The organism is Streptomyces sp. NPDC026377 (genome assembly GCF_055567715.1).
Genome location: NZ_JBVHPV010000007.1, coordinates 319,451 through 338,370 on the forward strand (window position 1 = coordinate 319,451; position 18,920 = coordinate 338,370).

17 protein-coding genes are annotated in these 18,920 nt (G+C 72.5%); 9 read left to right on the forward strand and 8 right to left on the reverse strand.

Annotated features, from left to right (window positions below; all coding sequences use genetic code 11):
• Nucleotides 1-104 precede the first annotated feature (104 nt).
• Entirely contained in the window at nt 105-635 is a 531-nt protein-coding gene (locus ACZ4MU_RS17870; RefSeq protein ID WP_467877064.1) for a response regulator, read from the forward strand.
• A gap of 76 nt (nt 636-711) precedes the next feature.
• Here the strand turns inward: ACZ4MU_RS17870 and ACZ4MU_RS17875 are convergent, their stop codons facing one another.
• Nucleotides 712-2,028 (reverse strand): SufS family cysteine desulfurase, encoded by a 1,317-nt coding sequence (locus ACZ4MU_RS17875; protein ID WP_467877067.1) that lies wholly within the window; start codon nt 2,026-2,028, stop codon nt 712-714.
• On the reverse strand, nt 2,015-3,388 hold the full coding sequence (locus ACZ4MU_RS17880) for a family 2B encapsulin nanocompartment shell protein (RefSeq protein ID WP_467877225.1): 1,374 nt from the start codon (nt 3,386-3,388) through the stop codon (nt 2,015-2,017). The genes ACZ4MU_RS17875 and ACZ4MU_RS17880 overlap by 14 nt, the downstream gene beginning before the upstream one ends.
• Before the next feature lie 665 nt (nt 3,389-4,053).
• Between ACZ4MU_RS17880 and ACZ4MU_RS17885 the strand changes: the two genes are divergently transcribed.
• On the forward strand, nt 4,054-4,689 hold the full coding sequence (locus tag ACZ4MU_RS17885) for an LAETG motif-containing sortase-dependent surface protein (RefSeq protein WP_467877070.1): 636 nt from the start codon (nt 4,054-4,056) through the stop codon (nt 4,687-4,689).
• Nucleotides 4,690-4,786: 97 nt separating this feature from the next.
• Here the strand turns inward: ACZ4MU_RS17885 and ACZ4MU_RS17890 are convergent, their stop codons facing one another.
• Entirely contained in the window at nt 4,787-6,964 is a 2,178-nt protein-coding gene (locus tag ACZ4MU_RS17890) for a discoidin domain-containing protein (RefSeq protein WP_467877073.1), read from the reverse strand.
• A 181-nt stretch (nt 6,965-7,145) separates the two neighbouring features.
• On the opposite strand from ACZ4MU_RS17890, the gene ACZ4MU_RS17895 reads away from it, so the two are divergent.
• Nucleotides 7,146-8,210: a LacI family DNA-binding transcriptional regulator gene (locus ACZ4MU_RS17895; protein WP_467877075.1), complete on the forward strand. Its 1,065-nt coding sequence runs from the start codon at nt 7,146-7,148 to the stop codon at nt 8,208-8,210.
• A 207-nt stretch (nt 8,211-8,417) separates the two neighbouring features.
• Here the strand turns inward: ACZ4MU_RS17895 and ACZ4MU_RS17900 are convergent, their stop codons facing one another.
• Entirely contained in the window at nt 8,418-9,779 is a 1,362-nt protein-coding gene (locus ACZ4MU_RS17900) for an ROK family transcriptional regulator (RefSeq protein ID WP_467877078.1), read from the reverse strand.
• Between the two features lie 150 nt (nt 9,780-9,929).
• Here ACZ4MU_RS17900 and ACZ4MU_RS17905 point away from each other — a divergent pair, with 150 nt between their 5' ends.
• From ACZ4MU_RS17905 to ACZ4MU_RS17920, 4 genes are read left to right on the forward strand one after another with little or no spacing between them, the layout of a single operon-like run.
• A complete protein-coding gene (locus ACZ4MU_RS17905) occupies nt 9,930-11,243 on the forward strand; it encodes an ABC transporter substrate-binding protein (RefSeq protein ID WP_467877081.1) in 1,314 nt (437 codons plus the stop codon).
• The gene (locus ACZ4MU_RS17910; RefSeq protein WP_467877084.1) at nt 11,240-12,268 is read left to right on the forward strand and encodes a carbohydrate ABC transporter permease; all 1,029 of its coding nucleotides are present in this window, start codon (nt 11,240-11,242) and stop codon (nt 12,266-12,268) included. Before ACZ4MU_RS17905 ends, ACZ4MU_RS17910 begins: the two co-directional genes overlap by 4 nt.
• Nucleotides 12,261-13,118 (forward strand): carbohydrate ABC transporter permease, encoded by an 858-nt coding sequence (locus tag ACZ4MU_RS17915; protein ID WP_467877087.1) that lies wholly within the window; start codon nt 12,261-12,263, stop codon nt 13,116-13,118. Before ACZ4MU_RS17910 ends, ACZ4MU_RS17915 begins: the two co-directional genes overlap by 8 nt.
• 35 nt (nt 13,119-13,153) lie before the next feature.
• The gene (locus ACZ4MU_RS17920; RefSeq protein WP_467877089.1) at nt 13,154-14,518 is read left to right on the forward strand and encodes a GH1 family beta-glucosidase; all 1,365 of its coding nucleotides are present in this window, start codon (nt 13,154-13,156) and stop codon (nt 14,516-14,518) included.
• Between the two features lie 4 nt (nt 14,519-14,522).
• On the opposite strand, the gene ACZ4MU_RS17925 is transcribed toward ACZ4MU_RS17920, so the two are convergent.
• Together ACZ4MU_RS17925 and ACZ4MU_RS17930 are read right to left on the reverse strand one after the other, a co-directional pair.
• A complete protein-coding gene (locus ACZ4MU_RS17925; RefSeq protein ID WP_467877092.1) occupies nt 14,523-15,002 on the reverse strand; it encodes an NUDIX hydrolase in 480 nt (159 codons plus the stop codon).
• Nucleotides 15,003-15,007: 5 nt separating this feature from the next.
• Nucleotides 15,008-15,820: a GNAT family N-acetyltransferase gene (locus tag ACZ4MU_RS17930; protein ID WP_467877094.1), complete on the reverse strand. Its 813-nt coding sequence runs from the start codon at nt 15,818-15,820 to the stop codon at nt 15,008-15,010.
• A gap of 145 nt (nt 15,821-15,965) precedes the next feature.
• Here ACZ4MU_RS17930 and ACZ4MU_RS17935 point away from each other — a divergent pair, with 145 nt between their 5' ends.
• Nucleotides 15,966-17,099, forward strand: a complete 1,134-nt coding sequence (locus ACZ4MU_RS17935; RefSeq protein ID WP_467877097.1) for a sensor histidine kinase — start codon at nt 15,966-15,968, stop codon at nt 17,097-17,099.
• A gap of 36 nt (nt 17,100-17,135) precedes the next feature.
• The gene (locus tag ACZ4MU_RS17940) at nt 17,136-17,804 is read left to right on the forward strand and encodes a response regulator (protein WP_467877099.1); all 669 of its coding nucleotides are present in this window, start codon (nt 17,136-17,138) and stop codon (nt 17,802-17,804) included.
• A gap of 10 nt (nt 17,805-17,814) precedes the next feature.
• Here the strand turns inward: ACZ4MU_RS17940 and ACZ4MU_RS17945 are convergent, their stop codons facing one another.
• Nucleotides 17,815-18,249: a MarR family winged helix-turn-helix transcriptional regulator gene (locus ACZ4MU_RS17945; RefSeq protein ID WP_467877102.1), complete on the reverse strand. Its 435-nt coding sequence runs from the start codon at nt 18,247-18,249 to the stop codon at nt 17,815-17,817.
• A gap of 100 nt (nt 18,250-18,349) precedes the next feature.
• Nucleotides 18,350-18,886: a PadR family transcriptional regulator gene (locus ACZ4MU_RS17950; RefSeq protein ID WP_467877104.1), complete on the reverse strand. Its 537-nt coding sequence runs from the start codon at nt 18,884-18,886 to the stop codon at nt 18,350-18,352.
• Nucleotides 18,887-18,920: the final 34 nt, after the last annotated feature.

Sequence of the window (18,920 nt, forward strand, 5' to 3'; positions counted from 1 at the left end):
GGGGCGCGGGCGCAGATGCCGTTGGCAGGTACCGGGGGCCTCCTGCGTCCGGCCCCGGCGCGCACTACTGTGAAGGTCCGGCTGCAGGGGAGTGTGGTTGGGACGTGGACAGTTCATGGAAGATCCTCGTGGTGGACGACCGTGAGGACAACCTCTTCGCCATGGAGAGTGTGCTGCGTCCCGTGGGCCGCCCGATAGTGTGCGCCCGCGGCGGGGACGAGGCGCTGAAGACCGTGCTGCGCGGCGGGATAGCGGTGATCCTGCTCGATGTGCTGATGCCGCGGATGGACGGCCTCGAAGTGGTCGAGTACCTCAAACGCCTGGACCACACCCGGAGCCTGCCGGTCATCCTGGTCACCGGCATCGGCCGCGACGACGACCTCGCGGCCCGGGCCTACCACCTCGGGGTCGCGGACTTCCTGGTGAAGCCGGTGGAGCCGTGGGCGGTGCGCTCCAAGGTCCGCGTCCTGGCCGACCTGTACGTGGAGAACCAGCTGCTGCGGCGCCGTCTCGGCGCGCCGGGGACGCCGGCGCCGCCGCTGCCGACCGTGCCGCCGCAGGCGCACCGGCCGCCGTGGCGTGCGGTGCGGATGCGGGGCGACGGCGTCAAGGGCGTGACGGACGACAGGTGTTGACGCCCGCCGCCTGCCGTCCGCAGCCCGTCGCCCGTCGCCCCGGGGAGGCCCGGCCCGGGCGGGCGGCCGAGGACCGTCAGCCGGACGCCTGTTGGAGGCGGTGCAGCGACGCCACCAGCTGGTCCACCTCCTCCGACGTGTTGTAGAGCGCCAGCGAGGCACGGGCCGCCGACTCAAGGCCGTAGTGGGCGAGCGCCGGCTGGGCGCAGTGGTGGCCCGCGCGGATCGCGATCCCGTCGCGGTCCAGCCACTGCGCGACGTCCGCCGGGTCATGGCCCGCCAGCGTGAACGTCAGCACCGCGATCCGCTCGGGCGCGGCGCCCACCAGCTCCAGACCGGGCACGGTGGCCATGGCCTGCTGGGCGTGGGCCATCAGCCCCTGCTCGTACGCCGTGACGGCGTCCCGGTCGAAGGACCCGAGCCAGTCCAGCGCGGCCAGCAGCCCGATCACCCCGCCGATGTTCCCGGTGCCCGCCTCCATGCGGTGCGGGTCGGGGGCGAAGGTGGTGAGGCCGAAGTCCACCGAGTCGATCATGTTGCCGCCGCCCTGCCAGGGCCGCATGCCCGCCAGGACCTCCGGCTTGGCGTAGAGGGCGCCGATGCCGGTCGGGGCGAACAGCTTGTGCCCGGAGAACGCGTAGAAGTCCGCGTCCAGCTCAGCCACGTCGACCGGGAAGTGGGCCACCGCCTGCGCCCCGTCCACCAGCACCTTCGCCCCGTACCGATGGGCGAGCGCGGTCATCTCGCGCACCGGCGGGACGGTGCCCAGGACGTTGGAGGCGTGGCTGAGCGCGACCAGGCGGGTCCGCGAGGAGAGCAGGTCCTCGTAGGCGAACCGGTCGATCTCCCCCTCGGGCGTCAGCGGGACAGGTACCACCCGGGCCCGTGTCTCCTTGGCGATCATCTGCCAGGGGACGATGTTGGAGTGGTGTTCCAGGACCGGTACGAGGATGTCGTCGCCGGGCCCCAGGTTGTCGCGGCCCCAGCTCTGGGCGACCAGGTTGACCGCCTCCGTGGTGCCGCGCACGAACACGATGCTCCCGGGGTCCGGCGCCCCCAGGAACTCGGCGACCGCCGCCCGCCCCGCCTCGTACGCCTCCGTCGCCTCGCGGGCCATGGTGTGGGCACCGCGGTGGATGTTGGAGTTGGCGGCGCCGTAGTAGGCGGCGAGCGCCTCGATGACCTGGCGGGGCTTCTGTGTCGTCGCCCCGTTGTCCAGCCAGACCAGCGGGCGGCCGTTGACCGTGCGGTGCAGGACGGGGAAGTCCTGGCGGGCGGTCTCGGCGGAGTGGGCACCGTGCGGCCGGGGCGCGGTGGAGGATGGGCGGGGCATCGCGGGCAGGGCCGGGTCCGGCGCCCCCGGGAGCTGCCGGGTGAGGTCAGGAATAGTCATGGTAGTTGGACACCTCGACGTTCTCGAGCACGGCGATGGCGTCCTCCACGAGCACGGCGGTGTTGAAGTAGGCGGTCATCAGATACGAGGTGATGCCCTTCTGGTCGGTGCCCATGTTCCGCATCCCCAGCCCCGGTTCGATCTCGTCCTGGACACGGGAGGGCCGCAGGCCGACCACGCCCTGCTCCGCCTCGCCCATCCGCATCAGCAGGATCCCGGTCGTCCCGGAGCCCGGGCCGCCGTCGAAGCGGACCTTGTCGCTGGGCAGCAGCGGCACCCCGCGCCAGGTGAGCAGCGGGCTGCCGAAGCGGGTGTCGGTGAGCGGCGGCACGCCCCGCCGGGTGCACTCACGGCCGAACGCGGCGATCGCCCGCGGGTGTGCGAGGAAGTACCCCGGCTGCTTCCACACCTTGGCGAGCAGCTCGTCGAGGTCGTCCGGCGTGGGCGAGCCGGTGCGGGACTGGACGCGCTGGCCCGCCGGGACGTTGTTGAAGAGCCCGAACTCCGGGTGGTTCAGCAGGGCCGCCTCCTGCCGCTCGCGCAGCGCCTGGACGGTGAGGTTGGACTGCGCCCGGGTCTGGTCGATGGGTCCGTTGTAGAGGTCCGCGACGCGGGTGTGGACGCGCAGCACGGTCTGCGCGAGCGTCATGTGGTACTCGCGCGGCGCGTCCTCGTAGTCGACGTACGTGCCCGGCAGGTCGGGCTCGCCCACATGCCCGGAGGACAGGTCCACCGGCACCTCGGCGCCCGGCACCAGGTGGTTCCCGGCGCAGTAGTCGTCCATCGCGGCCCGGAGCCCCGCGTCCCGGTCGGTCAGGGCCGCGAGCGCGCCGCGCTCCGCGACCAGCGCCACGCCCGGGGTGAGCGCCTGCACGCGGTACGGCATCGGCTCGGACCGGGTCCAGCTGCCGAGGTCGAAGAACTGGCCGTCGCCGATGACCTCGAGGAGTGCCTCCTCTCCGTACCGTCCGGTCATCCGCTTCTCGGCCCGGCCGCGCACGATCACCCACAGCCGGTCGGCGAGATCGCCGCTCTGCACCAGGACCTGGCCGGCCTCGAAGGTGACTTCGGTGAACGCTCCGGCCAGCTCGGCCAGCAACGCCTCGTCGGCGTCGCGTAAGTACGCCGCTTCCCGCAGATCTCCGGGGACGACCCGGTGGGCGCCGTCGTTGTCCGCGTAGGTGGTGATCCGGTCGTCGCCCAGGACGAAGGTGCGGCGGCGGTTGACGCGGTAGACCCCGGACTCGACGTCCACCCAGGGCAGCGCGCGCAGCAGATAGCGCGGGGTGATGCCGCGCATCTGCGGCACGGTCTTGGTGGCGGTCGCGAGTTGCCGTGCCGCGTCGGGGCTGAGGGACATCCGGTCGTTGACCACGGGAACCTCCTCGAAGGCAGGTGCGACGGCGGCCGACAGGGGCCGCCGCAGGGGGAACGGGGACCGATCGTCCGCTCGCCGCGGGCGGTCCGACAAGGAGCGCTCCAGGGGCGCGTTCGGCCGCCCGGCCGGAAACGGTTCACCCGGTCAACGGCTTCCGGAAACGGAATCGCAAGTTCTCCCGGGGTCCTCCTGGTGGATCCCGCCGGGGCGGCAGCGGAACGCCCTTTTCCGTATTCGTTGAGATATGGTCAACTCTCCCTGAAAAGGCGGGATATGGACCGACAGAGACGCTCTGAGCTCCTGAAAGGCCCCCTTATCCGTCCCCCTGTGGCGCGGGCGGCCCAGGTCCCTGGGGCACGGTGGTGTCCTACTGTGTGCGCGCACCGGGCCGGGTCGGCATCGCCCAGGGACCCGGCCGAGGCCTGCCGGGCCGCGTTGGGCCAGTTCATGGGGCTCGACCGTACGAGAGCCGAGGGCCGGGCGGCTCCCCCCGGGGGCCGGACCCCGGCGCGTGTACGGCGCGGGGTGAACCGTCGTGAACAAGACAGGTGAGAGGAGTGAAGTGGGGGACCGCTGCTTGGCCGTGGGACGGGAGCGGTACTGTGCGCGCACCGCCAATGGGGCGGTACGGAACAGTGGAGGATTCTGTGACCGTAAACAGAGGAACGGGGCGTCGTCGTGGAGCGCTGATAGGGGCAGCCGCCGCGGGGCTCCTCGGCGTCGGCCTGAGCGCGCTGCCCGCACAGGCGCACACCCCCGTCTGGAAGGTGACCTGCTCGGCCGTGACGGTCGATCTGACCAGCTACTCCCGCTCGGCCACCAACACGGTGACCATCAAGACCTCGGACGGCAAGGACCTGCTCCCCACCGAGGAGTTCAGGGGCGAGTTCCACAAGAACCTCAAGCTCCCCGCCCACGACAAGGAGCTCACGCTCCGGCTCATCGTGAAGGCGGGCGACGGCGACCAGTACTCGCGCGACGAGACCAGGACGTCTCCCGTCTGCGACACGGTGCCCCCGACGAAACCCACCCCGTCGGGCAAGCCGTCCAAGCCGTCGAAGCCGGCCCCGACCCCGTCGGCCGAGCCCAGCAAGCCCGGCAAGCCCGCTCCGGCGCCGAGCACGTCCGCGCCCGCGGCTCCCCAGCCGCAGCCGAGCCCCAACCTCGCGGAGACCGGCTCGTCGAGCTCCACCCCGCTCGTCGCCGGTATGGGCGGCGCCGTGCTCGTCGCGGGCGGCGGGATCGTCTGGGCCGCGCGCCGCAGGCGCCCGGCCCGTCACTGACCCGCTCACCCCGTGGCGACTGCGCCGGTGACCTCGCGGGCCACCGGCGCAGTCGCGCGTCACACCTCACTCCCCAACGGCGTCCTTCCGGACGGCATCAGGGATACGAGACCACCGTCGACGGCGTCGTCGAGGTGCCCGAGGTCGGCGCCCCGGTGCTGTTGACGACGTGCGCGTACTGCCCCTGCCCGCCGAGGGAGACCACCAGCAGGTCGTGCAGCCGCACGCCCGGCCGGTCCGGCACCTCGAAGCCGTGGTCCTGGACGATCGTCGGATCCACGTTGTAGTAGCAGTAGCTGCCCAGTCCCCAGCCCTCATGGGTGGTGACGGAATCGGCCACCTTGTACGCGGCGAATCCGCGCACACCGCCGTTCTGGACGGCGGCCTGGTTGGGCGCGTCGTACGACTTCTCGTTCTGGAAGAAGATCGTCCGGCCGCGCTCGCCGTTCCACCGCACGTCGTACTTGTTGAAGTGCTCGACGAACAGACCGGTGGCCAGCACGTCGTTGCCGTTGACCGTCAGGCCGTAGTCGGCCCGGTTGGTGTCCCAGCCGACGCCGGTGCCGTGGTCGGCGCGCCACAGCCAGGTGTGGTCCACGATGGTGTGGTTGCTGTTGATCTCCATGCTGGAGGTGGCCCGGCCCGCGCCCGCCCCGCCGATCCGCACGAACACGTCCTGCACGGTCGTCGGGTCCGCCGCGTGGTTCGCGCTCGCCCCGGGCGGCCCGACCTGGAGCAGGACGGGCGAGTTGACCGGACCCGCGTCGATGAGGAGCCCGGCCAGCCGCACCCCGTCGACGTCGGCGACCCGCAGCGCGGTGACACCGTTGTCCGGCACGATCGTGGCGAGTCCCAGACCGAGGACCACCGTGTCGGGCCGGGTGACCTCGATGGGCCGGTCGACGTGGTAGATCCCGGGCGTGAAGAGCAGGTTGAGGCCCTGGGCGAGTGCCTGGTTGATCGTCGCCGCGCTCGCGCCGGGCTTCACCACGTAGAACCGGTCGAGCGGCAGCGAGCTGCCCGGGGTGCTGCCCGACGCCCAGGAGACGTCCCGCGCGTCGGTGCGCTTGGCCGGGACGAACACCTTGTAGTCGTTGCCGTCGAGGTAGAGGAACGGCTTCTCCCGGGAGACCGGGGTGGTGTCGAGCGTGGTGTACGGGGGGCTGGGGAAGCTCTGCGCGGGCGCGCCCCGGACCCCGGAGAAGGTCATGTTCCACACGCCGTTGGTCCAGCCGCCCACCGAGCTGTCCCGGGTGTACCACTGCTGCTGCGAGTACGGACCGACCGTGCCGTCGATCCTGCTGTCCGCGATGTAACCGCCGCTGGCCCAGCCGTAGCCGTTGGGCGCCAGGTTCAGGCCGCCCTTGACGTGCATCCGCCGGAAGGGCGCCGCCTGGGCGACCGCCCAGCGGTCGGTGCCGCTGACGGGGTTGAGCGCCAGGTTCTCGGCGGAGCGCCAGAAGTTCTGGGTGGCGTTGCCGTTGAACCAGCCCGCGTCCACGGTCACATCGCCGTTGATGGTGGTGTCGTCGGGGTTGAGTCCGAGCCCCGCTATCGAGGTGTAGAAGCCGAGGTTGGCGTTGAGGCCGTTGTACGTTCCGGGCTTGAACAGAAGGGCGTAGCGGCCGGTGCCGAACTGCGCCGACTCCTGCTGCCGGAAGACCTGGTCGAGTCTGCCCTGGATGTCGGGCGTGGAGGGGTCGAAGACCAGCACGTTGGGCCCGAGGTCACCGCCGCCGGGCAGGGTGCCCCCGCCGCTGCCGAACACCTGGAACTCCCAGAGGGAGTACCCGTATCCGGTGGCGCGGACCGTCCCGTGGACCCGCACGTAGCGGGCGGTGCCCGAGACGGGCAGGATCTCGGTGCCGCCGGGGCCGTTGGCCGTGGAGTACGCCGTGGTCCAGGCGGTGCCGTCGGTGGAGAGCTCGACGCGGTACGCCTTGGCGTACGCCGCCTCCCACTTCAGCACGACCTTGCCGAGCGCGGCCGGGCCGCCGAGGTCGACCTGGATCCACTGGGGATCGGAAAACGCGCTCGACCAGCGCGTCCCCGGGTCGCCGTCGACGGCCGCGGCGGCCGGGGTGGAGCCGTTCTCCTGGCTGGAGGCGGTGACGGGACGGCCCTGGGAGAGCGGCGGGGGCTCGGCGTGGGCGGCGGGCGCGGGGACGAACAGGAGCAGCGCGGCCACCAGGGCGGCGGCCACGGCGGCGGCTAGCCGGCGAGGGTGCGCGAAGGATCCGGGGGGCACCGGCGAACCGGTGGGGGGAGCGTGCATCGAGCCTCGATCCTGGGTCGTGGGGGTGGGCAAGGGGATACAGGAGAGCGCTCTCCGGTTGCCCCCAGATGGTTCTCCGGCGATGCGAACACGTCAAGGCTTGTACACAGAACGGTTGTTGGGAGCGTCCACGGACCGGGCCGCCCGTGCCCGGGGAGCGCTCTCCCCGTACAGTTCCGTCATGAGCGGAGATCTGCGGGAGCACACCGGGGCGCCCACCCTGGAGGACGTGGCGCGGGTCGCCGGGGTGTCGCGGGCGACGGTGTCCCGTGTCGTCAACGGCGTCCGCAATGTCGACCCCGGCATCCAGGAGGCCGTGCGCAGGGCCGTCGAGGCCACCGGGTACGCGCCCAACCGCGCCGCCCGCTCGCTGGTCACCCGGCGGTCCGGGACGATCGCCCTGGTGGTGTCGGGCGTGGACGGCGGGCCCGACGAACACGACGGGCCGGACGCGTTCGCCGCCCGGGTCTTCGCCGACCCGTTCTTCGGGCGCGTGGTCGCCGGGGTCGTCGGCTTCCTGCGGCCCCGCTCCGCGCATCCGGTGCTGATGTTCGCCGAGACGCCCGCCGACCGGGAGCAGGTCGTCGCGTATCTGCGCCAGGGCAGCGCAGACGGCGCCCTGGTCGTGTCGGCGCACGGCGAGGACCCGCTGCCCGCGCTGCTGGCGGCCGCCGGGCTGCCCGCCGTGCTCTTCGCGCGCCCGGCCCGGCCGGTGCCGCTCACCCACGTCGACCTCGACCACGTGGACGGGGGCCGGCTGGCCGCCGAGCATCTGCTGGCCCGGGGCTGCCGTCGGGTCGCCACGATCACGGGTCCGCTGGACGTGCCGGCGGGCCAGGACCGGCTGACCGGGTTCCGGGACGCGATGGCGCTTCGGGGCCAGCCGTACGTACCGATCGTCGAGGGGCTGTTCACCCAGCGCAGCGGCGAGGAGGCGATGGCGCGGCTCCTGGCCGAACACCCGGACGTGGACGGGGTGTTCGTCGGCAACGACGTGATGGCGCGGGGCGCCTGCCAGGTGCTGGGGGAGCACGGCAGGAGGATCCCCGAGGACGTGGCGGTGGTGGGCTTCGACGACAGCGCGGCGGCGACCTCCGGGCGGCTCGGCCTCACCACCGTGCGCCAGCCGGTGGAGGACATGGCCGCGGAGATGGCGCGGCTCCTCCAGGAGCACATCGAGACTCCGGGGCGCCCGGTGACCTCGGTCGTCTTCGCGCCGGAGCTGGTGGTGCGGGAGTCCGCGTAGCGCTGAGCCCGGGAGGTCTGCCGGGAGGCGGGCGCGGTCCGGCGGGGCGCCTCGCGAGGGGGAGCAGCGGCCGCGCAAGGGGTGTACCCGTGGCATCGCCCGGCGTCGTCCGCGCACGGGACGCACTCCCGTGGCGCGGCGAGGTGCCGTGCCGCGATCCGGTGAGCCCTTTTCCTCGTTGCACCGGCGGCCGCGTCGGTGCGGTCGTCAACGAGCGGCGCGCTCCTCGACCGAGGCGCGCCAGTCGGGCTGCCGGAGGACGCCGGGCGCCAACTCGCCCGGCGCGCGGTGGCCGCCGCGCGCGAAGAAGTCGGCCAGGGGCAGGGTGGCGGCGCCCACGGTGACCGCGTCAGGGCCGAGCCGCCCCAGCTCGATGGTCACGCGCTCGGCGGGGTGGCGCAGGGCGTACGCGGTGGCGTGGGCGCGCACCGACTCCAGGATGTACGGGCCGAGTTGGAGTCCCGCCCAGCCGCCGACGAGGATGCGCTCGGGGTTGTAGAGGTTGATGAGGTCGGAGAGCCCGGCGCCCAGGTACTCCGCGGTCTCGTCGAGGACGGTCCGGGCCACGGGGTCGGGGGAGCGGCCTGCGCCGTCCGCCGGTTCCCCGCCGGCACGGGCGTCCGCCCCGGCGCCGTCCGGGTAGGCCGCGGCCACCAGCGCCGACAGCGCCGCCTCCTCCTCGATGCCGTGCGGCAGGGCCGCGCCCGCCTCGCGCCAGCGGGCGACCAGTGCCTCCGCGCCCGCGTACGCCTCCAGGCACCCCGGCGACCCGCACCGGCAGCGCCGCCCGCGCACATGGACGGTGGTGTGGCCCCACTCGGCGGCGCTGCTGTGCGCGCCCCCGTAGATCTGCCCGTCGGAGACGATGCACGCGCCGACGCCCGAGCCGAAGAGCACGATCACCGCGTCCTGGGCGCCGCGTCCGCCGCCGAACCACATCTCGGCCTGGCCGAGCGTCTTGGCGCCGTTCTCCACGAAGAGGCGGAAGCCGGGCGGGAGCCGGTCCGCGAGCGCGGTGCGCAGCAGCGCCTCCAGCGGGACCGCGTCCCAGCCGACGGTCTGCCCGTGCACCACCGCGCCCTCGGCGCCGCTGCGGTCGACGATGCCCGGGACCCCGACGCCGATGCCGAGCAGCCGCTCGGGGGCCAGGGCCGCGTCGCGCAGCACGGCGGCCACCCCGTCGCGGATGAGCCCCACGATGTGGTCCACGTCGTATCCGCCGGGCGCCAATGTCAGTTCGGCGCGGGCCAGTTCCCTCATCACCAGGTCGAAGAGCTCGACGCGGACCCGGGTCTCGCCGACGTCCACGCCGATGAGATGGCCGCTGTCGGGGGTGACGCGGAGCAGGGTGCGCGGGCGGCCGCCGTCGGAGTCGACGACGCCCGCGTCCTCCAGGAGCCCTTCGGCGGCGAGTTCGGTGACCACGTTGCTGATGGACCCCGAACTCAGGCCCGTGGCGGGGCCGAGTTCCTGACGGCTCGTGGGGCCGTCGAAATACAACCGTTGCAATACCGCGGTCCGGTTGTCGCGCCGCAGGTCACGAACGGTTCGTCTGTTCGGCATGGCCATATGGCTCCCTCCCTGCGTGCAACATACCGTCGCGCGGGGCCTTGACGCGACCTTCTCTCGGGTCTTAACTCACGTCCTAAATTAAGGCGTGAGTCCGTTCAGGACCTGAACCCGGCCACCTCTGGAACCCCGGAAAGGGGCGATCCCGCCATGCGCAGACTCCGAGCCGCGGCTGCCTTCGCGACCGTCACCGCTCTCGCCGCCACCGCGAGTGGCTGCGGCGGCGGTTCCGACACGGGAGGAGGCGGCAACGACTCCCCGAAGTCCCTGACGTACTGGGCGTCCAACCAGGGCCCGAGCATCGAGGCGGACAAGAAGATCCTGACCGCCGAGCTGAAGAAGTTCGAGCAGCGGAGCGGGATCAAGGTCAAGCTGGAGGTGGTCCCCTGGTCCGACCTGCTCAACCGCATCCTCGCCGCCACCACCTCCGGCCAGGGCCCCGACGTGCTCAACATCGGCAACACCTGGTCCGCCTCCCTCCAGGCCACCGGCGCCCTGCTGCCGTGGGACCGGGCGGCGTTCGACGCGATCGGCGGCCGGGCCCGGTTCGCGGACTCCGCGGTCGCCGCGGCCGGGGCCCCGGGCAAGGACCCGGCGGCCGTCCCGCTGTACTCGCTGGCGTACGCGCTCTACTACAACAAGAAGATGTTCGCCGACGCGGGCATAGCCAAACCGCCCGCGACCTGGGACGAGCTCGTCGCGGACGGCAAGCGGCTTTCCAGGGACGGCAAGTGGGGGCTGGGCGCCGAGGGTTCCAACCTCTCCAACAACATCCACCAGGTGTTCGCCCTGGGCAAGCAGCACGGCGCCGACTTCTTCGACGCGGCCGGCAGACCCGCCTTCACCTCGGACGGCGCGGTGGCCGCGGTCAAGCAGTACGTCGACTTCATGGCCAAGGACAAGATCGTCGCACCGGGCAACGCGGAGTACGCCCAGAACCAGTCGCTGCGCGACTTCTCCACCGGCAGGACCGCCATGGTGCTGTGGCAGGCCGCCGCCTCCACCTTCGCCGCCCAGGGAATGAAGCCCGAACAGTGGGGCGTGGCACCGGTGCCCGTCCCGGCCGGGACGCCGGACACCGCCAGGAACATCAACTCGATGGTCGCGGGCATCAACATCTCCGTCTTCAAGAACACCCGCAACCGCGACGGCGCCCTGAACTTCGTGAAGTTCATGACCAGCGACGAGGAACAGAAGATCCTCAACAGGACGTACGGCTCGATCCCGCCGGTCAAGGCCGCCCAGCAGGACCCCGCCTTCGGCGCCCCCGACACCTCCGTCCTCAAGGACACCCTGCTCAAGAGCGCCGCACCGCTGCCGCAGGTCCCCGAGGAGTCCCAGTTCGAGACGGCCGTGGGCACCGCCGTCAAGGGCCTGTGGGCCGACGCGGCGGCCGGCCGCGCGGTCACCACCGAGTCCGTGAGGGCGGCCCTGGCCAAGGCCCAGCAGCAGATGCCCAAGTGAGCGCCCCCGTGACCCCGCCCACCCCCGCGCCCCTCGCCGTCGACGCGCAGGCGCGGCCGGAGCGCGGCGGACGGCCGTCGCCCGCCCGGGGCCGACGCGGCTTTCGCGCCCCCGGCCGCGTCCGCCGGGCGAGCCTGCCGTATCTGCTCCTGCTCCCGGCCCTCGCCCTCGAACTCCTCGTCCATCTGGTGCCGATGGTCATCGGCGCGGTGATGAGCTTCAAGACGCTCACCCAGTTCTACATCCGCGACTGGTCCACCGCGCCCTGGACCGGATTCGACAACTACGGGATCTCCGTCGACTTCTCCGCGCCGGTCGGCCGCGACCTGCTCGACTCCTTCGTCACCACCTGCCTGTTCACGGTGGCCTCGGTGGCGCTGTGCTGGCTGCTCGGCACGGCCGCGGCGATCTTCATGCAGGACGGCTTCCGCGGCCGTGGCCTGCTGCGGGCCCTCTTCCTCGTCCCCTACGCCCTGCCGGTCTACGCGGCGGTCATCACCTGGGCGTTCATGTTCCAGCGCGACAACGGGCTGGTCAACCACGTCCTGTACGACCAGCTCGGACTCGGCGGCGAGCGCTCCTTCTGGCTGATCGGCGACAACAGCTTCGTCGCCCTGCTGACCGTCTCGGTCTGGAAGGGCTGGCCGTTCGCCTTCCTCATCGTCACGGCCGGGCTGCAGAACATCCCGCGGGAGCTGTACGAGGCCGCCGCCATCGACGGCGCCGGGATGTGGCAGCGGATCCGCCGGATCACCCTGCCCTCGCTCCGGCCGGTCAACCAGGTCCTCGTGCTGGTGCTGTTCCTGTGGACGTTCAACGACTTCAACACGCCGTACGTCCTGTTCGGACGCTCGGCGCCGAAGGCCGCGGACCTCATCTCCATCCACATCTACCAGTCCTCGTTCGTCACCTGGAACTTCGGCACCGGCGCCGCGATGTCGGTCCTGCTGCTGCTCTTCCTGCTCGCGGTGACGGCCGTCTACCTCCTGCTGACCTCCCGGGGAAGGAAGTCCGCCGATGTCTAGCGCCGGCCCCACCGCCGTGCCCCGCTCCTTCGTCCTGGCCCGCCGGGTCTTCCTCACCCTGCTCACCGGATTCGTGCTGCTGCCCGTCTATGTGATGGCCAGCAGTTCCCTCAAGCCGCTGCAGGACGTGTCGGGACGGTTCCGCTGGCTGCCCAGCGGCCTCACCGTCCGCCCCTACCTCGACATCTGGAAGACCGTCCCGCTCGCCAGGTACTTCGTGAACTCGCTGATCGTGGCGGGCGCGGCGACCGTCCTGTCCGTCGTCGTCGCGGTCCTCGCGGCGTACGCGGTGAGCCGCTACCGCTTCCGCGGCAAGCGGGTGTTCACCGTGACCGTGCTGTCCACGCAGATGTTCCCCGGCATCCTCTTCCTGCTGCCGCTGTTCCTGATCTTCGTCAACGTCGGCAACGCCACCGGTGTCGCCCTCTACGGCTCGCGCGGCGGACTGATCCTCACCTATCTCACCTTCTCGCTGCCCTTCTCCATCTGGATGCTCATCGGCTACCTCGACTCCGTGCCGCGCGACCTCGACGAGGCGGCGATGGTCGACGGCTGCGGGCCGCTGGGCGCGCTGCTGCGCGTGGTGGTCCCGGCGGCGGTTCCCGGCATCGTTGCGGTCGCGGTGTACGCGTTCATGACGGCGTGGGGCGAGGTCCTGTTCGCCTCCGTGATGACGAACGACACCACCCGCACCCTCGCCGTGGGCCTCCAGGGCTACGCCACCCAGAACGACGTGTACTGGAACCAGGTCATGGCCGCCTCGCTGGTGGTCAGCGTGCCGGTGGTCGCCGCCTTCCTGCTGCTCCAGCGCTATCTCGTGGCCGGGCTCACCGCCGGAGCCGTGAAGTGACGAGCCGTCAATCCCGCCTGCCCGAAAGGACTTTCGTGACCGAGCCCATCGACCTCGCCGCCCTGCCGGAGGACTTCGCCTGGGGCGTGGCCACCTCCGCGTACCAGATCGAGGGGGCGGTGGCCGAGGACGGCCGAGCCCCCTCGATCTGGGACACCTTCTCCCACACCCCCGGGAAGATCGACGGCGGCGACCACGGCGACACCGCCTGCGACCACTACCACCGGTGGCGGGAGGACATCGCGCTGATGAAGGAGCTCGGCGTCACCTCGTACCGCTTCTCGCTCGCGTGGCCGCGCATCCTGCCCGGCGGCGACGGACCGGTCAACCGGGCGGGACTGGACTTCTACTCCCGCCTGGTCGACGCCCTCCTGGAGGCCGGGATCACCCCCAACGCCACGCTCTACCACTGGGACCTGCCCCAGGCCCTCCAGGACCGCGGCGGCTGGCCCGTGCGGGAGACCGCCGAGCACTTCGCCGCGTACGCGTCGGTCGCGGCCCGTGAGCTGGGCGACCGCGTCCCGCTGTGGTCCACCCTCAACGAGCCGCTGTGCTCGGCCTGGATCGGCCACCTCGAAGGGCGGATGGCGCCGGGCCTGACCGACATCGCGGCAGCCGTCCGTGCCTCCTACCACCTGCTGCTCGGCCACGGCCTGGCCACCCGGGCGCTGCGCGCCACCGCCCCCGGCGCCCAGGTCGGCATCGTCAACAACCTCTCGACCGTCGAGCCCGACTCCGCGTCCGAGGCCGACCTCGCCGCCACCCGCCGGATGGACGGCCACGTCAACCGCTGGTGGCTGGACCCGGTGCACGGCCGGGGCTTCCCCGCCGACATGAGGGAGGTGTACGGGGTCGACCTGCCCGAGCGCCCCGGCGACCTCGACGCCATCGCCGAGCCGCTGGACTGGCTGGGCCTGAACTACTACTTCGGGGTGCGCGTCGCCGACGACCCGCACGGGCCCCTGCCCTTCGCCCGCCAGGTCCCGCGCCCGTGGCTGCCGCGCACCGGTATGGGCTGGGAGATCGACGCGAGCGGCATCGAGGCCCTGCTGATGCGGCTGACCGACGACTACGGGGCCCGGCGCCTGCACGTCACCGAGAACGGCTCGGCCTACCCCGACGCCGTGACTCCCGACGGCACCGTCCACGACCCCGAACGCGTGCGGTACCTGCGCGAGCACCTGGCCGCCTGCGCCCGCGCCGCCCGCCGTGGCGCCCCGCTCGCCGGGTACTACGCCTGGTCGCTGCTGGACAACTTCGAGTGGGCGTACGGCTACGACAAGCGGTTCGGCCTGGTACACGTCGATTACGCGACCCAGAAGCGCACGGTCAAGGGCAGCGGACGCCATTACGCGCAGATCATCGCGGACCACCTGGGCCGCGCCCCGCGCGCGGCCTGAACCGTCAGGTCCGCCCGGCCCCGTCCAGGTGCGCGGCCAGCCGGTCGAGGAAGACCCGCTGCCCCGCCACCAGCCGGGCGGACGCCTCCTCGGGCGCGAGCCAGGCGAACCGGTCCATCTCGGGGAACTCCTGGTGCACGCCCGAGCCCCGGGGCCACTCCATGGTGAAGGTGCCGGGCACGACACCGGCCAGGTCGAGGTCGCCCTCGACCGCCCAGACCGCCACCACCTTGCCGCCCGCCTGCCGCGCCTCGCCGAGCGGCACCTGGGTGCCTTCGGGGGCGGGCAGGCCCAGCTCCTCCTCGAACTCCCGCCGGGCCGCCGCCTGGGGCAGCTCCTCCGGGTCGTACTCGCCCTTGGGGATCGACCAGGCGGCCTCGTCCCGGCCGGCCCAGAACGGGCCGCCCATGTGCCCGATCAGCACTTCGACGCCGGCCGGTACGGTCCGGTAGAGGAGGAGTCCCGCGCTGCGTTTCACGGCCATGGCCCTCAGTGTGCGGGTCGGCCGGGCCCCCGGCGAGAGGGCGCGCCCCGGTGGACGTACGGGGTGGTGGTGCTCAGCCGGGCGAAGCCCAGCCGGCGCAGGATCGGCTCGCTCCGGTCGGAGGCGTCGACCTGGAGGAAGCGGTAGCCGCGCTCCACGGCGACGCGGGCGCGGTGGGCGACCAGGGCCCGGTAGATGCCCTTGCCCCGCCACGCCTCGGCGGTGCCGCCGCCCCACAGGCCCGCGAAGGGCGTCCCCGGGATCAGCTCCATCCGGGCCGCGGACACCGGCACCCCGTCCGCCAGCGCCACCACCGCGACCAGCGTCTCGGGGGCCTCGGCGAGCTGGAGTTCCATGCGCCTGGCGAGCCTGGAGGCGTCGCCGCCGAACGCCCGCTCGTGCACGAGCGCCATCAGCGCGACTCCCGCCGCGTCCGTCACCGGCACCAGCTCCACCCCTTCGGGCAGGGTCACGTCGTGGAGCTGGTCCCCGGCCTCGGCCACCATCAGGGCCTCGGCGGGCTCGGGCGTGAACCCGGCCGCGAGGAGGCGTTCACCGAGGTCGCCCGGGGTGTCATGGGCGTACAGCTTCCACTCGAACTCGCGCTCCAGGGCGGTGAAGTGCCGTACCTGCCCGGCGATCTCGCGCTCCGCGCACTCCTCGTCGAGGTCCGACCAGAGGATCCCGTTCCAGACGGGATCCGGCCCCACCTGACGCACCACCCGGCCCACGCGCTCGACCTCGGCGCCGGGGCCGTCGGGCGGGGAGCCCTCGCGCATCCGCCGGTCGAACAGGGCCAGCACTTCCGCAGTGTCCATATGCCCACTCCAACAGCACCCGCATCCGGTGGCAAACGGGTTTCGCATCCTCGCGGAGGGAGCGGGTCCGGCTACAACCCCCGTAGTAGTCCGTGCACCGCGACCGGTTGACGCCACGCCTGTGACCTGCGCCTAGGCTGCGGTCATGCGGATCCGCCCCGTGGCCGCCGACGTGTTCGTCGCGCTGGCACAGACGTGTGTCGCCGTGCTGCTGGGACGGGAGGCTTCCAGCCAGGGGCAGCCCCCGCTCGACCTGGCCGGATACGGGCTGGCCGTGGTGGTCAACATGGCGTGCGCGTTCCGCTCCAGGGCGCCCGTCGGGGTCTGCCTCTTTGTCATCGCCACCTGGACCCTCTACATCGCCCTGGGGAACTGGCCGGTCGTGGGGAGCTACGGCGGCATGATCGCCTGCTACACGGTCGCCGCCACCCGCCCCGCCCGGATATCCGCGGGCTGCGCCGCGCTCCTGGGCGCCGTCTGGCTGTTCGCCGGGTTCCGCGTCGGCGGCGGCTCGATCCCCTCCGTGGCCGTGCAGGCGATCGCCGTACCGGCCGTGATCTGGCGGTTCGGCCGGGTGGCGCGCCGCTCCACCCGGCTCGCCGAACAGCTCGCCCGGGAGCAGGAGGCCCGGGCCAGACGGGAGGTCGCGGAGGAACGGGGCCGTATCGCACGGGAGTTGCACGACATCATCGCCCACCACATGTCGGTGATATCGGTCCAGTCGGGCCTGGCCCGGTTCGTCTTCACCTCCGACCCGGCCACCGCGCACACCGCGCTGGGCACCATCTCGGCCACCAGCCAGGAGGCGCTGGAGGAGCTGCGGCGCATGCTGCACGTCCTGCGCGCCGAGGACCTCGACGACGAGCCGTCGGCCCCGATGCCCGGTCTCGCGCGGCTGCCGGACATGGTGGAGCGGCTGCGGGCCGGGGGTCTGCCCGTCGAGCTGCGGGTGCGGGGACAGGTGCGCACGCTCGCACCCGGCGTCGACCTGTGCGCGTACCGGGTGGCGCAGGAGGCGCTGACCAACGTCCTGAAACACGCGCCGGGCGCCGCCACGAGCGTGGAAGTTGGCTACGAACGGAACCATGTCGCCCTCGCCGTCGTGAACGACGGTACGGGAGCGGATCCGGCCGTGAACCGGACGGGCGGGGGACACGGGTTGATCGGAATGCGGGAACGGGCCAAGCTCTACGGCGGCACGGTCACCACCGGCCCGCGGCGCGAGGGGGGCTTCGAGGTCCGGCTGCTGCTGCCGACCTCGGCCCGGCCGACCGCCTGACCGGCGCCGCACGACACAGGGGGAAGACGCGACTTCATGACCAGGGCACTCGTGGTCGACGACCAGTTCCTCGTGCGGGCCGGTCTGGTCGCGCTGCTGCGGGCGGCGGGCATCGACGTGGTCGGCGAGGCGAGCGACGGCGAGGAGGCGGTCGCCGAGGCGGCGCGGACCCGGCCGGACGTGATCCTGATGGACATCCGGATGCCGGGGACGAACGGCATCACCGCCACCGAGCGGATCCTCGCGGACGCCGGGGACCCCGCGCCGCGCATCCTGATCCTCACCACCTTCGACCTCGACGAGTACGTGTACGCCGCGCTCCGCGCCGGTGCCTCGGGGTTCCTGCTCAAGGACGCGGGACCGGAGCGGCTGCTCAACGCGGTCGCGGTGGTCGCCGGCGGCGACATGCTCTTCGCGCCGAGCGTCACCCGGCGCCTGGTGGAGGCCTTCGCGCGGCCCGCCGAGCGCGCCCCGCGGCTCTCGGCGGACCTGGCGGCGCTCACCGCCCGGGAGACCGAGGTCCTGAAGCTGACCGGGCGCGGGCTGTCGAACCAGGAGATCTCCGGCCACCTCTTCATCAGCGAGGCGACGGTGAAGACCCATCTGAACCGGGCCATGAGCAAACTGGACCTGGCCAGCCGGGCGCAGGCGGTGGTGCTCGCGTACGAGTCGGGGCTCGTCACCCCGGGCGGCGGCGCCCGTTAGCCCGGGGGCGTCAACCGCCGTCCCGCCCCGTGCCGTTGTAGCGCAGAAGGTAGGCGGCAAACCGTTCGAGGTCGGCCTCGTCCCAGTCCGCGAGGCGCTCGTGGAAGGCGTGCCGGCGCAGCACCGCCGCCTCGGCGAGCTTCTCGGTGCCCGCGGAGGTCAGGTGCAGCAGCTGGATGCGGTGGTCGGCGGGGTCGCTGCGGCGCTCGATGAACCCCAGCTTCTCCAGGGCCGCGATCTGCCGGCTGATCGTCGACTTGTCGAGCATGTAGTACGCGGCGAGGTCGGTCGCGCGGCACCCCTGCTGGTCCTCCAGATGGGACAGCAGCGTGAAGGAGACCAGCGACAGCTCCGGGTGCATCCGCGCGGCGGCGGCCCGCGCACGGCGGGCGAAGGCGGTCAGCTCCCGCTGGATGGTGGTGACCGACTGGTCTCGGCTGGGCACGGCTGGTCCTCTCACTGGCTAGTTGCATAATACAACGCCAGCGGGCGATGCCCCGCGTCACGCGGCCGCGCCCTCCCCGCGCCCGGGTGAGGAGAACGCCTCACTCCTCCCCGTCCACCGTCTCCAGCGCCTGTGTCAGCCACCGGATCCAGAACGTCTCCAGTTCGATGCCGCCGCGCAGCACCAGGTGGCGCAGCCGGTCCTGCTCGCTGTCGCGGTCCGGTGGGAAGTCCCGCCGCTCGATCGACTCGTACAGCTCCAACTGCTTCTCGTGCAGGCCCAGATGGCGGCGCAGCTCGGCGGGCAGGCCCTCGGTGCCGACCACCGCCGCCGCCCGCACCCGCAGCAGCAGCGGGTCCCGCATGGCACGCGGGTCCTGCCCGGCGGCGGCCCACGCCGCCAGCTCCGCACGGCCCGCGGGCAGCACCTCGTACTCCTTCTTCTGGCCGCGCGCCGGGGCCCGGGACGGCAGCGCGCGGATGAATCCGGACTGCTCCAGCTTGCCCAGCTCGCGGTAGATCTGCTGGTGCGTCGCGGACCAGAAGAAGCCGAACGACTTGTCGAACCGGCGGGTCAGCTCAAGCCCCGACGACGTCTTTTCGAGCAGAGCGGTCAGGATCGCGTGCGGGAGGGACATGAGCGCATCGTAGGTTCCCCGGGGCCGGCCGCGC